This window comes from Micromonospora sp. NBC_00858, from assembly GCF_045207365.1.
GTDB lineage: Bacteria > Actinomycetota > Actinomycetes > Mycobacteriales > Micromonosporaceae > Micromonospora.
Map to the genome: position 1 here is coordinate 110,618 of NZ_CP108828.1, position 13,169 is coordinate 123,786.

General features: G+C 71.1%; 12 protein-coding genes. 6 read left to right on the forward strand and 6 right to left on the reverse strand.

What is annotated here, in order from left to right:
* Window position 1: 1 nt before the first annotated feature.
* Genes OG990_RS00580 through OG990_RS00590 form a run of 3 tightly spaced genes read right to left on the reverse strand, consistent with a single transcriptional unit; the run spans window position 2 to window position 2,022 of the window.
* Window positions 2-763 (reverse strand): metal ABC transporter ATP-binding protein, encoded by a 762-nt coding sequence (locus OG990_RS00580; RefSeq protein ID WP_355609022.1) that lies wholly within the window; start codon window positions 761-763, stop codon window positions 2-4.
* On the reverse strand, window positions 760-1,710 hold the full coding sequence (locus tag OG990_RS00585; protein ID WP_406078582.1) for a metal ABC transporter substrate-binding protein: 951 nt from the start codon (window positions 1,708-1,710) through the stop codon (window positions 760-762). Before OG990_RS00585 ends, OG990_RS00580 begins: the two co-directional genes overlap by 4 nt.
* Window positions 1,711-1,764: 54 nt before the next feature.
* Complete coding sequence (locus tag OG990_RS00590; protein WP_328419274.1) at window positions 1,765-2,022, reverse strand: hypothetical protein; 258 nt, start codon at window positions 2,020-2,022, stop codon at window positions 1,765-1,767.
* Between the two features lie 29 nt (window positions 2,023-2,051).
* Here OG990_RS00590 and OG990_RS00595 point away from each other — a divergent pair, with 29 nt between their 5' ends.
* The 4 genes from OG990_RS00595 (at window position 2,052) to dusB (ending at window position 5,628) form a co-directional block, all read left to right on the forward strand.
* Window positions 2,052-2,393 carry an antibiotic biosynthesis monooxygenase gene (locus tag OG990_RS00595; RefSeq protein WP_328419273.1) on the forward strand — a complete coding sequence of 114 codons (342 nt, stop codon included), beginning with the start codon at window positions 2,052-2,054 and terminating at the stop codon, window positions 2,391-2,393.
* Between the two features lie 24 nt (window positions 2,394-2,417).
* On the forward strand, window positions 2,418-2,897 hold the full coding sequence (locus tag OG990_RS00600) for a hypothetical protein (RefSeq protein WP_355609013.1): 480 nt from the start codon (window positions 2,418-2,420) through the stop codon (window positions 2,895-2,897).
* Between the two features lie 114 nt (window positions 2,898-3,011).
* Window positions 3,012-4,391 carry a glycine--tRNA ligase gene (locus OG990_RS00605; RefSeq protein WP_328419271.1) on the forward strand — a complete coding sequence of 460 codons (1,380 nt, stop codon included), beginning with the start codon at window positions 3,012-3,014 and terminating at the stop codon, window positions 4,389-4,391.
* A gap of 64 nt (window positions 4,392-4,455) precedes the next feature.
* On the forward strand, window positions 4,456-5,628 hold the full coding sequence (dusB, locus tag OG990_RS00610; RefSeq protein ID WP_406078583.1) for a tRNA dihydrouridine synthase DusB: 1,173 nt from the start codon (window positions 4,456-4,458) through the stop codon (window positions 5,626-5,628).
* 69 nt (window positions 5,629-5,697) lie between these two features.
* Here the strand turns inward: dusB and OG990_RS00615 are convergent, their stop codons facing one another.
* Window positions 5,698-6,357 carry a C39 family peptidase gene (locus tag OG990_RS00615; protein WP_386983878.1) on the reverse strand — a complete coding sequence of 220 codons (660 nt, stop codon included), beginning with the start codon at window positions 6,355-6,357 and terminating at the stop codon, window positions 5,698-5,700.
* Window positions 6,358-7,218: 861 nt separating this feature from the next.
* Entirely contained in the window at window positions 7,219-8,949 is a 1,731-nt protein-coding gene (locus OG990_RS00620) for a beta-N-acetylhexosaminidase (protein ID WP_406078584.1), read from the reverse strand.
* A gap of 312 nt (window positions 8,950-9,261) precedes the next feature.
* Here OG990_RS00620 and ppdK point away from each other — a divergent pair, with 312 nt between their 5' ends.
* Window positions 9,262-11,997 (forward strand): pyruvate, phosphate dikinase, encoded by a 2,736-nt coding sequence (gene ppdK / locus OG990_RS00625; RefSeq protein WP_328419265.1) that lies wholly within the window; start codon window positions 9,262-9,264, stop codon window positions 11,995-11,997.
* Between the two features lie 50 nt (window positions 11,998-12,047).
* Here the strand turns inward: ppdK and OG990_RS00630 are convergent, their stop codons facing one another.
* The gene (locus OG990_RS00630) at window positions 12,048-12,548 is read right to left on the reverse strand and encodes a roadblock/LC7 domain-containing protein (protein ID WP_328419264.1); all 501 of its coding nucleotides are present in this window, start codon (window positions 12,546-12,548) and stop codon (window positions 12,048-12,050) included.
* Window positions 12,549-12,799: 251 nt separating this feature from the next.
* On the opposite strand from OG990_RS00630, the gene OG990_RS00635 reads away from it, so the two are divergent.
* Complete coding sequence (locus tag OG990_RS00635; protein ID WP_328419262.1) at window positions 12,800-13,153, forward strand: VOC family protein; 354 nt, start codon at window positions 12,800-12,802, stop codon at window positions 13,151-13,153.
* Window positions 13,154-13,169 lie beyond the last annotated feature (16 nt).

Here is a 13,169-nt window from a genome sequence, read left to right on the forward strand (position 1 = left end):
GTCAGTTGCTCCACAGCCCGGCGGGCTCGTCGGGACCGTGCGGGTGCACGTGGTCGTGGTCGGGCTCCGCGTGATGGCCGGCCGGATCCGGCACGGCGCCGTCGTGACAGATCCCGCCCTGGTGGACGACGACCGCCCGGCTGATCACCGGTCGCAGCGGGCCCAACTCGTGGGCCACCAGCAGCACCGTGCCGCCGTCGGCCACGAAGCCGCGCAGCGCGGCGGCGAACGCCTCCTGGCTGGCCGCGTCCACCCCGGCGGTGGGCTCGTCGAGGACCAGCAACTCCGGTTGGCCGGCCAGCGCGCGGGCGATCAGGGTGCGCTGCTGCTGGCCGCCGGAGAGGGTGGACACCGGGTCGGCGGCCCGGTCGGCGAGCCCGACCGCGTGCAGCGCGGCGTCGACGGCGGCCCGGTCGGTCGCACCCGGCGGACGGAGGATCCCCCGGCGGGCCAGCCGGCCCGAGGCCACCACCTCGCGGACGGTGGCCGGCACGCCGCCGCCCGCGCCCAGCCGCTGCGGGACGTACCCGATGCGTTCCCACTGCCGGAAGCGGCGCAACGGCCGGTCGAAGAGGGTGATCGAGCCGGCGCTGAGCGGCACCAGCCCGAGCACGGCACGGATCAGCGTGGACTTGCCGGAGCCGTTGGCCCCGAGCACCGCGACCACCTCCCCGGCGGTCACGGTGAGCGAGACGTCCCGGAGCACGGGGCGGCCGTCGTAGCCGACCACCCCGTGCTCGACGGTGATGACGGGTGCGCTCACGAGCAGCTCAACGCCGTCCGCAGGGTCTGCAGGTTGGTACGCATCACCGAAAGGTAGTCCGCGCCGCTGCCGGCGGCGAGCCCTTCGATCGGGTCCAGCACGGCGGTCTTCGCGCCGACCTGACCAGCGATGGTCTCGGCGACCTTCGGGCTGACCAGCGTCTCGAAGAAGATCGTGGTGGCCTGGTGCTCCTTCGCCTCCTCGATCACCTGCGCGAGCCGCTGCGGCGAGGGCTCGACGTCCGGGGTCAGCCCGGTGATGCCGACCTGGTCGAGCTTGTACCGGTCGGCCAGGTAGCCGAACGCGGTGTGGCTGGTCACGATCTCCCGCCGCTGGCAGGTCTGCAATCCCTGGTTGAACTCGCCGTCCAGGGCCGTCAGGTCGGCGCGCAGCGCCGCGGAGCGGGTGGTGTAGTCGGCGGCGTGGTCCGGGTCGGCCTTGCCGAGCCGCTGGGCGAGCTGGTCGCCGATGCCGGCCAGCCGGGTCGGGTCGAGCCAGACGTGCGGGTCCTTGCCGCCGCCGTGCTCCTCCTCGCCGTGCTCCTCCTCGCCCTCGTGGTTGTGCCCCCCGGCGGTCGCGTCCAGCAGCGGCTGCACGCTGGTCACGTCGAACGCCCGGTCGCCACCGCTCTGCGCGATGGCGTCGTCCACCGCCGGCTGGAAACCCTTCAGGTAGACGATCAGCTCCGCCTCACTCACCTGGCCGACCTGGCTCGGGCTGAGCTCCAGGTCGTGCGGCTCGGCGCCGGGCTTGGCGAGGTTGGTGACCCGGACCGCGTCGCCGCCGATCCGCTCGGCCAGGAACTGGAGTGGGTAGAACGCGGCCACCACGTCGACCCGTTGGGGATCGGCGCCGGCGGCACCGCCGGTGGAACAGCCGGCCCCGGCACTCAGGGCGAGCACAGCGGTGGCGGCGGCCAGGACACGGGACGTGGTGCGGTTGGTCATGCCGCCAACTGTCCGTCGTAACGATAATGATTGTCAAAAACGCATGAGTGCATGTCAGAGCAGCTTCGCCAGACCCACCGTGACCAGCAGGGTCAGCATCAGCAGCCGGATCAGCCGCGTCTGCGGGGCCTGAACCGGCCAGGTGGTGACCATCAGGGCGATCAGGCCCGCGGCGAGCGCGAGCGTCAGCAGCCCGCCGATCACGCCGGGGGTGAAGAACGCGACCAGCACCACCACCAGGGTGAGCAGGAACACCGACGTCGGGTTCGCCCCGGCCAACCGGGCGAGCAGAGGGCGCTGCGTACGCTGCATCCCACAGACTCTACGAGGAGGAACCCCCGGTGCTGGTGACCAACCGGTTCGTGGTCGACGTCGATGTCGCCGACGACTTCACCGAACGGGCGCACGCCGCCCTCACCGCGCTGGCCGCCCGGCCCGGCTACCTGCGCGGTCAACTGGTCCGGGCGCTGGACGACCCCCGGTACTGGTCCCTGGTCACCGAGTGGGAGTCGGTCGGCACCTACCGGCGGGCGCTGGGTGCCTTCGAGGTCAAGGTGAGCGCCGTGCCGTTACTCGCCGAGTCCGTTGACGAGCCGTCCGCGTACGAGGCGCTGGCCAGTGCGGCGCCCGGTGGGGCCGTGGTCATCGCCGAGAGTGATCGGGCTGCTGGTCCTTACCGCTGAGCCGTCTGGCACTACCCTGCTCCTATGACCGCACCCGCCCCGCCACCCGGTCCCGGGGTGGCTCCGCCGTTCGCCGCGCCGCCCACCGAGGGCCGCCGGACCCGGCTCTGGATCGGCCTCGGCGTCGGCGCGCTCGCCGTGCTGCTCTGCTGCGGCGGGGGTGGCGCGGCCGTGGTCGGCCTGGCCGTCAGCGGTGTGCAGGCGATCCGCGAACAGGGCCGCACCGTGACCGGCGACTACTACCAGGCGCTGGTCGAGCGGAACTACGGGCGGGCCTACGACCAGCTCTGCGACGACGCGCAGCGGCGCGAGTCCCGCCCCGAGTTCGAGCGGCGGGCGGCCGCCGAGCCGCAGGTCGCCGCGTTCCGGGTGGGTGAGGTGGACACCACCAACCTGACCGTTCCGGTGGACGTCACGCTCGACGGCGGCGACCGGGAACAGCAGCAGGTGAGCCTGGGCCAGGACGGTCAGACCGGCGGCATGGAGGTCTGCGGGGTGAGCTGACCCGCCCCCGGTATTCTCCTGGGCTCGGGGGGACGGTGGTCGTACCGTTGTCCCGAACCGACCGTTCCATCCACATCTCGCCCCCGCCGACCGCCAGCCGGCGTAGGAGGAAACATGCCAGCCGACCGTATCGACGCCGTCGTCAGCCTCGCCAAGCGCCGAGGCTTCGTCTTCCCCTCCAGCGAGATCTACGGAGGCACCCGATCGGCGTGGGACTACGGTCCGCTCGGCGTGGAGCTGAAGGAGAACGTCCGCCGGCAGTGGTGGAAGACCATGGTCCAGCAGCGCGACGACGTGGTCGGCCTCGACTCCGCGGTGATCCTGGCCCGCAAGGTGTGGGAGGCGTCCGGCCACATTGCCGAGTTCGTCGACCCGCTCACCGAGTGCCAGTTCTGCCACAAGCGGTTCCGGGCTGACCACCTCGAGGAGGCGTACGCCGAGAAGCACGGCAAGCCGCTGACCTCGCTCGCCGAGCTGAACTGCCCCAACTGCGGCAACAAGGGCACCTTCACCGAGCCGAAGATGTTCAACGGCCTGATGAAGACCTACCTGGGCCCGGTGGAGAGCGACGAAGGGCTGCACTACCTGCGCCCGGAGACCGCGCAGGGCATCTTCGTCAACTACAAGAACGTCGAGACGGTCGCCCGCAAGAAGCCGCCGTTCGGCATCGCGCAGACCGGCAAGTCGTTCCGCAACGAGATCACCCCGGGCAACTTCATCTTCCGGACCCGCGAGTTCGAGCAGATGGAGATGGAGTTCTTCGTCGAGCCGGGCACCGACGAGCAGTGGCACGAGTACTGGCTCCAGGAGCGCTGGAACTGGTACCTCGACCTGGGCCTGTCGGCCGACAACCTGCGCCTGTACGAGCACCCCAAGGAGAAGCTCTCCCACTACTCGAAGCGGACGGTGGATATTGAGTACCGCTTCCAGTTCGGCGGCACCGAGTTCGCCGAGCTGGAGGGGGTGGCCAACCGCACCGACTTCGACCTCTCCACGCACAGCAAGCACTCCGGCGTCGATCTGTCCTACTTCGATCAGACCAAGAGCGAGCGCTGGATGCCGTACGTCATCGAGCCGGCCGCTGGTCTGACCCGCGCGGTGCTCGCCTTCCTGCTGGAGGCGTACGACGAGGACGAGGCGCCGAACACCAAGGGCGGCGTGGACAAGCGCACCGTGATGCGGTTCGACCCACGGCTGGCCCCGGTCAAGGTGGCGGTGCTGCCGCTGTCCCGCAACGAGGCGCTGTCGCCGAAGGCGAAGGATCTCGCCGCGCTGCTGCGCAAGCGCTGGGTGGTGGAGTTCGACGACTCGCAGGCGATCGGCCGCCGGTACCGCCGGCAGGACGAGATCGGCACGCCGTTCTGTGTGACGGTGGACTTCGACACCCTGGACGACAACGCTGTGACGGTCCGCAACCGGGACACCATGGCCCAGGAGCGGATCTCCCTGGACCAGGTCGAGCGTTACCTGATCGAGCGCCTCCCCGGCTGCTGAGACGGTGGTTACGGGGCCTCGGCCGACGCGGAAAGCGCCGGCCGAGGCCCCGTACACTTGTCCGGTGACCGCCTCGACCGTCCCTGCGCTGCGCCCGTTGACTCTCGGGCGGTACCAGGTGTGGCCGCCGGTGGTGCTCGCGCCGATGGCCGGGATCACCAACGTCGGATTCCGCCGGCTCTGCCGGGAGCAGGGCGGCGGCATCTACGTCTGCGAGATGATCACCACCCGGGCGCTGGTCGAGCGGAACCCGAAGACGCTGCACATGATCGCGTTCGGCGCGGACGAGCAGCCGCGAAGCCTCCAGCTCTACGGCACCGACCCGGAGATCACCGCCGCCGCCGTGCGGATCGTGGTCGAACGCAATCTGGCCGATCACATCGACCTCAACTTCGGCTGTCCGGTGCCCAAGGTGACCCGCCGGGGTGGCGGCGCGGCGCTCCCGTGGCGGCGCCGGCTCTTCGCCCGGCTGGTGAAGGCCGCGGTGGACGCCGCGACACCGGCCGGCGTGCCGGTCACCGTGAAGATGCGCAAGGGCATCGACGACGACCATCTGACGTACGTCGAGGCCGGGCTCGCCGCGCAGGACGCCGGGGTGGCCGCGGTCGCCCTGCACGGGCGGACGGCCGGGCAGCGCTACTCGGGCACCGCCGACTGGGACGCGATAGCCACCCTCAAGCAGGCCCTGGACGTGCCGGTGCTCGGCAACGGCGACATCTGGGAGGCCGACGACGCTCTGCGGATGGTCGCCCACACCGGGGTCGACGGCGTGGTGGTCGGGCGCGGCTGCCTGGGCCGCCCGTGGCTCTTCGCTGACCTGGAGGCCGCCTTCAACGGTCGGCCGGAGCGGCGGCTGCCCACCCTCGGCGAGGTCGCGGTGACCATGCGCCGGCACGCTGAGCTGCTGGTCGACCAGTTCGTCGCGGGGGCGCGCAACCCAGCGCGGGGCGAGCGGGACGGCTGCACCGACTTCCGCAAGCACGTCGCCTGGTACCTCAAGGGTTTTCCGGTCGGCGGCGAGCTGCGCCGCTCGCTGGCGATGATCGAGAGCCTGGCTCAGCTCGACGATCTGCTTGGCACGCTCGACCCGGCGGAGCCGTTCCCGGTGGCAGCCCTGGGCCAGCCGCGCGGGCGGACGAACTCCCCGGGCAAGGTCTTCCTGCCGGACGGCTGGCTGGCCAGCCGAGACGACGACGTCGTACCCGAGGGCGCGGAGATGGACGACTCCGGCGGCTGACCGAACCAACCAACGAAGGGCCGGACCCCGGTAGGGGTCCGGCCCTTCGTTGGTTGGTTCGCTTCAGGGTCAGCTGGTGGCGTAGCCGCGGGTGGCGATCCAGTCGGCGAGGTGCTCGACGGTGACCTCGTAGGAGGCCTGGTTCGGATCGGCCGAGTCGGCGATCTTGACGATGTTGCCGTTGTCGCGGTAGCCCACGACGCTGATGTAGTGCCCACCCTCAAACGAGTGGCTGGTGCCGTCGACGTCGACGCTGGTGCCGGCGATGTTCGCCACCACAGCCCGACCGTCATCCACGGTCTTCACGACGTCGGCGCGCAGCTTGTCGGTCTGCTTGCTGTCAGCGGCGGGGGTGCTGATCTCGACGCTGCGGTAGGCGTCGTTCTTACCGGTTTCCTTGTTCAGCACCGGGGTGATGTCGTTGATGGAGTTCGTGCCGGCCTCGGTGGTACCCATTTCCTTGGCCATGGCGTCCACGCTGATGTCCTTGCCCTGCACGGACAGGGCGTTGCGGGCGGCGGCGGGACCGCAGTAGTAGAAGTTCGGCTGCGCCTCGTAGCGCACACCCAGCTGACGCTCACCCGACGACTTCCGGTCCGACTGGGTCTGCGTAGCGGGCTTGGCATCCGACGCGGCGTAAGCGGCGGTCACGGGGCCGGCGATGGCGCCGCCGGTGAAGGCGAGTCCAGCAGCGGTCAGAGCGGTCTTACGAATCAGATCGGTACGCATGATGGCGTGCTCCTCTGCATCGGGGGTGCGCGCGGCAGGGGGGTGCCGCGTCAAGGAAGTTCAAGAAGGGGGGAACGGTTCGGCGATCTGGGGGGACCTGCTCGGGGTTCCGGGGATGTAACCGTGCCGGCCGGTCGGGTGTTCCCGGCGGCTGCCGCGCACCGGGCCAGGGGGCCACGGTCGCATCCCCCGGTATAACGACCCGGGCCGGCCCCCGATTCCACGCTGAGGGTGGCCCCGACCACGGGACGACCCACCCCACAACCGGACACCCACCCATTCGGCTTACATCCCGAACCGGACACCACACCCACGTGGCCGCCCACGTCGACCGGCGTCGAGCCACGCACTTTCCGGGAAAGTGCTGCCTCCAGACGCGCCGAGACCACACCTTCCCGGAAAGTGCGCAGACCTAGGGCGCCGCCGCCGCGCGTCGGCCGGGTGCGTGCTTTTGAGCGTGATGACTCTGAGGTATCAATATGACTCTGAGGTATCACCCTCAACCGCGCGGGTGCCCCACCGCCGTCGACCCGCCCGAGCGTCGGTCTTCCGCCCGAGCGTCGGTCTTCCGCCCGAGCGTCGGTCTTCCGCCCGAGCGTCGGTCTTCCGCCCGAGCGTCGGTCTTCCGCCCGAGCGTCGGTCTTCCGCCCGAGCGTCGGTCTTCCGCCCGAGCGTCGGTCTTCCGCCCGAGCGTCGGTCTTCCGCCCGAGCGTCGGTCTTCCGCCCGAGCGTCGGTCTTCCGCCCGAGCGTCGGTCTTCCGCCCGAGCGTCGGTCTTCCGCCCGGCCGTCGGTCTTCCGCCCGACTCGCGGCCTGCGAGGGCCTGGGTGACGGGTGAGGCGAGGTCGCGGGTGCGGGGCGGTCAGAGCTGGTCGGCGACTGGGGCGGGGGCGGTACCGGGGCCGGGCTGGGTCGGGAGGTGCGGGCGGGTCGGCTGGGCGGCCCCGATCCCCTCAGCGGGCCAGGGGACCTCGGGGGAGAGGTGGAAGGTGATCCCGGCGGTGGTCCAGCGCGGGCCGTGTCCGGCCAGCCGGTCGCGGAACCCGGCCCAGTCGTGCGTAGCCCGGGGCGACCAGCCCAGCTCGGCGATGGCGGGCAGCCGAGGGAACAGCATGAACTCGATCTCGGCCAGCGAGGTGATCGACTCGGTCCAGAGCGGGGCCTCCACGCCGAGTACCGCCGCCTCCGGCACGCCCGTCACGTGTGACCCGGGATCCCAGTCGTACGCGCGTCGCGCGTCGATCAGGCCGGCCCAGTCCTGCCCGACCGGGGTGTCCGGGGCGTACTTCATGTCCAGGTAGGCGTGGTTGCCGGGGGAGACGATCAGCCGGGCGCCCTGGCGTACCGCCTCGGCAGTGATGGCCGAGTCCTCGCCGTTCGTGCCCCACCACTGGAGCACCCGTCCGTCGGCGTGCGCGGCCGGGGCGAGCTGGTGCCAGCCGACGACGGTCTTACCGGTGTCGGCGACGATCCGCTGCACCCGCTCGACGAAACCGGTATACACCTCGCCCTTGACCTTGAACGCCTCGTCGCCGCCGATGTGCAGCCACGGCCCCGGGGTGAGCGCGGCCACCTCGCCCAGCACGTTGGCGATGAAGTCGTACGTCCGCTCGTCGGCCGGGTCGACGTAGCTGAAGCCGACCTCGGTGCCGGTGTACGGCGGCGGTGCGACCTTGTCCGGTGCCAGTTCCGGGTACGCGACCAGCGCGGCGTTGGTGTGGCCGGGCAGGTCGATCTCCGGCACCACGGTGATGTGCCGGGCGGCGGCGTACTCGACGATCCTGCGGTAGTCGGCCTTCGTGTAGAACCCGCCGGGGCCGTCGCCGACCTCGGTCGTCCCGCCGACGGCGGTCAATCGTGGCCGGGAGTCGACGGCGATCCGCCAGCCCTGGTCGTCGGTCAGGTGCAGGTGCAGGTGGTTGAGCTTGTACCGGGCCAGGTGGTCGATCACCCGGAGTACGTCGGCGACGGCGAAGAAGTGCCGCGCCACGTCGAGCATCGCGCCCCGGTACGGGAACCGGGGCCGGTCGACGATCGACCCGCCGGGCAGCATCCAGTGCTCGGCGACCGGGACCGGGCTCTCGATCGCCGGTGGCAGCAGTTGACGCAGGGTCTGCGCGCCGTAGAAGAGGCCGGCGGCGGTGACTGCGGTGACGGTGACCCCGGCCCGGGTCACGGCCAGCCGGTACCCCTCGGCGCCCAGGCCGTCGTCGTCGGTCAGGACCAGCGCGATGCCGTCGACCGGTGCCGGCCCGGCGGCGTCGGTCACCGGCAGCGGGTATCCGGTGGCCGGACGCAGCTGCTCGGCGAGCTGTTCGGCGACCGCCAGCGCGGCGGGATCGGCGCTGGCCACGATGACCGCCTCGGCCGGCAGCAGCCAGTCCTCGGCCGGGTTCGGCTCGACCTCCTGCGGGGCGGGCACGACGTCGGTCAGACGGACCGGGGCCGGCGGGGCGAGCAGCTCACCGGCGGCCCGTTCGGCGGCCCGGGCCAGCGTGGCCGCGTCCGGTTCGTGCCCCGACAGTGAGATCGGGTCGGTGGATCCGGCCGCGCCGGGGGTGGCGGCGGATCCGGGGGAGGAGAAGGTCGACACGGCGGCGGCTCCGGGGGTGTATTCGCGCCGAATATGGCAAAAGTGAGTTTCGCTGGCTGCGTTGCCATCAAGAGTACGGCGAGAGGGCGGGATGCGTGATCGTGCGCGTGGAAGCGTTCCCAAAAACCGGTACGAACGCGGATAGTCGTGATGGCTGTGCCTATTGTCACCGAACGGTCCCCGGCCGCTCGATGTTCGCTTAACCTTCGCCCACCGATCGATGTCAACCCCGGGATTACCGGTGGTCCGTCCCGGGGTATGAGGAAACTGAACCTTCGTTAAGTGTCAATCCGGCGCGCGTGGGAGGCTCTGGTGGCAGCGCAAGAGACCGTCGATCACAAGTACGTCTACGACTTCTCCGAGGGCAACAAGGACCTCAAGGACCTGCTCGGCGGCAAGGGCGCAAACCTGGCCGAGATGACCAACCTCGGGCTGCCGGTGCCCCCCGGCTTCATCATCACCACCGAGGCCTGTCAGGCGTACCTCGCGACCGGCCGGGAGCCGGACGGGCTCGCCGGCCAGATCGAGGCGCACCTGGAATCGCTGGAGCGCGCGATGGGCAAGCGCCTCGGCGACCCGCAGGACCCCCTGCTGGTCTCCGTCCGTTCCGGCGCCAAGTTCTCCATGCCCGGCATGATGGAGACCGTCCTCAACGTCGGCCTCAACGACCAGAGCGTGCTGGGGCTCTCCGCCCAGGCGGGCGGCTCCACTGACCAGGCCGCCTCCGGCGGCGCGAACAGATTCGCCTGGGACTCCTACCGGCGACTCATCCAGATGTTCGGCAAGACTGTCTGCGACGTGCCGGGCGAGGAGTTCGAGCACGCCCTCGACGAGGTCAAGCGCGCCAAGGGCACCCACAACGACCTGGACCTGGACGCCGACGACCTGCGCGGGCTGGTCGACTCGTACAAGAAGATCTTCGTCAAGCACACCGGTCGGGAGTTCCCGCAGCAGCCGCGCGAACAGCTCGACCTGGCCATCCGGGCGGTCTTCGAGTCGTGGAACGCCGAGCGCGCGGTGCTCTACCGCCGCCAGGAGCGGATCCCGGCCGACCTCGGCACCGCGGTCAACGTGGTTTCCATGGTCTTCGGCAACCTCGGCCCGGACTCCGGCACCGGCGTCGCATTCACCCGGGACCCGGCCAGCGGCGCGCAGGGCATCTACGGCGACTACCTGGCCAACGCCCAGGGCGAGGACGTCGTCGCCGGCATCCGCAACACGGTGCCGTTGCAGGAGTTGGAGCAGCTCGACAAGTCCTCCTACGACGAGCTGCTCGGCATCATGGCCCGGCTGGAGGAGCACTACAAGGACCTCTGTGACATCGAGTTCACCATCGAACGCGGCAAGCTCTGGATGCTGCAGACGCGGGTCGGCAAGCGCACCGCAGCTGCCGCGTTCGTCATCGCCGGGCAGTTGATCGACGAGGGCCTGATCGACCTGGACGAGGCGCTGCACCGGGTCAACGGCGCGCAGTTGGCCCAGCTGATGTTCCCGCGCTTCCAGCTCGACCACGACTTCCAGCCGGTCGCCAAGGGCATCGGCGCCTCGCCCGGCGCGGCATCGGGCAAGGTGGTCTTCACCTCCGCCCGGGCCGTCGAGCTGGCCGCCGAGGGCGAGTCGGTGATCCTGGTCCGCCGGGAGACCAACCCGGACGACCTGAACGGCATGATCGCCGCCAAGGGCATTCTCACCTCGCGCGGCGGTAAGACCAGCCACGCCGCCGTGGTGGCCCGGGGGATGGGCAAGACCTGCGTCTCCGGCGCCGACGAGATCGACGTGAACGTGCCCGCGAAGCGGTTCACCGTGGCCGGGCAGACCGTCGGCGAGGGAGACGTCGTCTCCATCGACGGCACCACCGGCAAGGTCTACCTGGGCGAGGTGCCGGTCATGCCGTCGGAGGTGGTGCAGTACTTCGAGGGCAGTCTCGACCCCGCGCACATCGACAACGCGCTGGTTCGGGCCGTACACCGGATCATGACGCACGCCGACGACAAGCGGCGGCTCGCGGTCCGCACGAACGCCGACACCGGCGCGGACGCCGCCCGGGCCCGGCGCTTCGGCGCCGAGGGCATCGGGCTCTGCCGCACCGAACACATGTTCCTCGGCGACCGGCGCGAGCTGGTCGAGCGACTGATCCTGGCCCGAGCCGAGGGTGAGCGCGAGGCGGCGCTGGCGGCGCTGCTGCCGTTGCAGCGGGCCGACTTCGAGGAGATCTTCCGCGAGATGGACGGGCTGCCGGTCACCGTCCGGCTGATCGACCCGCCACTGCACGAGTTCCTGCCGCCGCTGGAGCAGCTCGCGGTCAACGTCGCGGTCGCCCAGGAGCGCGGCGAGGACGTGGCCAAGGAGGAGGCGCTGCTCGCCGCCGTCCGGCGGATGCACGAGGAGAACCCGATGCTCGGGCTGCGGGGCGTCCGCCTCGGCCTGGTCATCCCCGGCCTGTTCGCGATGCAGGTCCGGGCCATCGCCGAGGCGGCTGTCACCTGCGCCCGTGGCGGCGGGACAGCCAAGCCGGAGATCATGGTGCCGCTGGTCGGCGCCGTGCAGGAGCTGGAGACGGTCCGCGCCGAGGCCGAGAAGATCATCGCCGAGGTGGTCGGGGACAGCGGGGTCGAGGTGCTGATCGGCACCATGATCGAGGTGCCCCGGGCGGCGCTGACCGCCGGTCAGATCGCCGAGGCGGCGGAGTTCTTCTCCTTCGGCACCAACGACCTGACCCAGATGGGCTGGGGCTTTTCCCGCGACGACGTCGAGGGCGCGTTCTTCTGGCGCTACCTGGAGTTGGGCATCTTCGGCATCTCGCCGTTCGAGTCGATCGACCGCGACGGCGTGGGCCGGCTGGTGCGGATCGCCGCCGAGGAGGGCCGGGCCGCCCGGCCCGGGCTGAAGCTCGGTGTCTGCGGCGAGCACGGCGGCGACCCCGACTCGGTGCACTTCTTCCACGAGGTCGGCTTGGACTACGTCTCCTGCTCGCCGTTCCGGGTGCCGGTGGCCCGGCTGGAGGCCGGTCGGGCGGCGGTGGAGACCGGCGGGTCGGACAGCCGCTGACGCAGGGCCGGCGGTGGACCGGGCTCCCGGGCCACCGCCGGCACCAGCGATCAGATCGGCGGGCGCCGCCAGGTGGGTCGGGCCGAGCGGTGCAGCTGCGCCGGCAGGGTGGCCATCGGGGTACGCACGGCCAGCGGGGCGTGCGCGTCGGGCATGGCGGTGTTGCCGATCCCGCCGCCGCGGATGTCCAGCACCGAGCCGGCCCGATGGGCCACCGCCCGGGCCTCCTCGTGCAGCGCCTCCAGGTCCTCCGCGGCCGCGACGGTGACCAGGGTCAGCAGGGCGTTGCGCCCGGCCGGGTAGGTCACCACGCAGCCGGCGGTGGTGCGCACCACCGACTCCCGGAACTCGCCCTGCTGGGCCGTGTCGGCCATCCGGTGGCCGAGCCCGAAGCTGGCCGCGGCGAGCGCGGCGAGGTGGGTGGCGTCGGTGCTGGGCAGGTCACTGGAGATGAGTAGCCCGTCGGTGCCGGCCAGGACGGCCCCGGCGACCTCGGGACGGCGCCGACGCAACCCGCGTAGCTCCGTTCCCACCACGGTGTCTGCGTCCACGAGCGTCCCCTTACCGGTCAGGCTCTGCGTGTCGATCGGCTGGTCACGTTCCGCGCTGGGAACGCTACCGGTAGCAACCTCCGCTCGCGAGCCCGTAACCCTCGGCAATCGGTTGATAACTCCCGGCCAATCGGCGGTTGTGGGCCTGCGGACGAGGCGTCGCGGGCGGGCCGGGCGGCCCCGAGCGGCGTAATCTTGGCTCCTTCGCACACCGCCGATTGCGCACGCCGTCGAGGGGGAAGGGTGACTGCATGACCAGCGTCTGGGAGAGCCTGACCGTCGACGCCCGCGATCCGGCCCGACTGGCCCGCTGGTGGGCCGAAGCCCTCGGCTACCAGATCATCACTGAGAAGCCGGACGAGGTGGAGATCCGCCAGTCCGTCGACAAGCTCCCCGGCCTGGTCTTCCTGCCGGTGGCCGACGGCAAGGAACGCAAGAACCGGCTGCACCTCGACCTTCGCCCGGCCGACCAGGAGGCCGAGGTCGAACGGCTCGTCGACATGGGCGCCCGGCACGTCGACATCGGCCAGGGCCAGGTGGACTGGACGGTGTTGGCCGACCCGGAGGGCAACGAGTTCTGCGTGCTTCGCGAGCGCGAGGAGTGAGCCGGGTTTGCGAGCC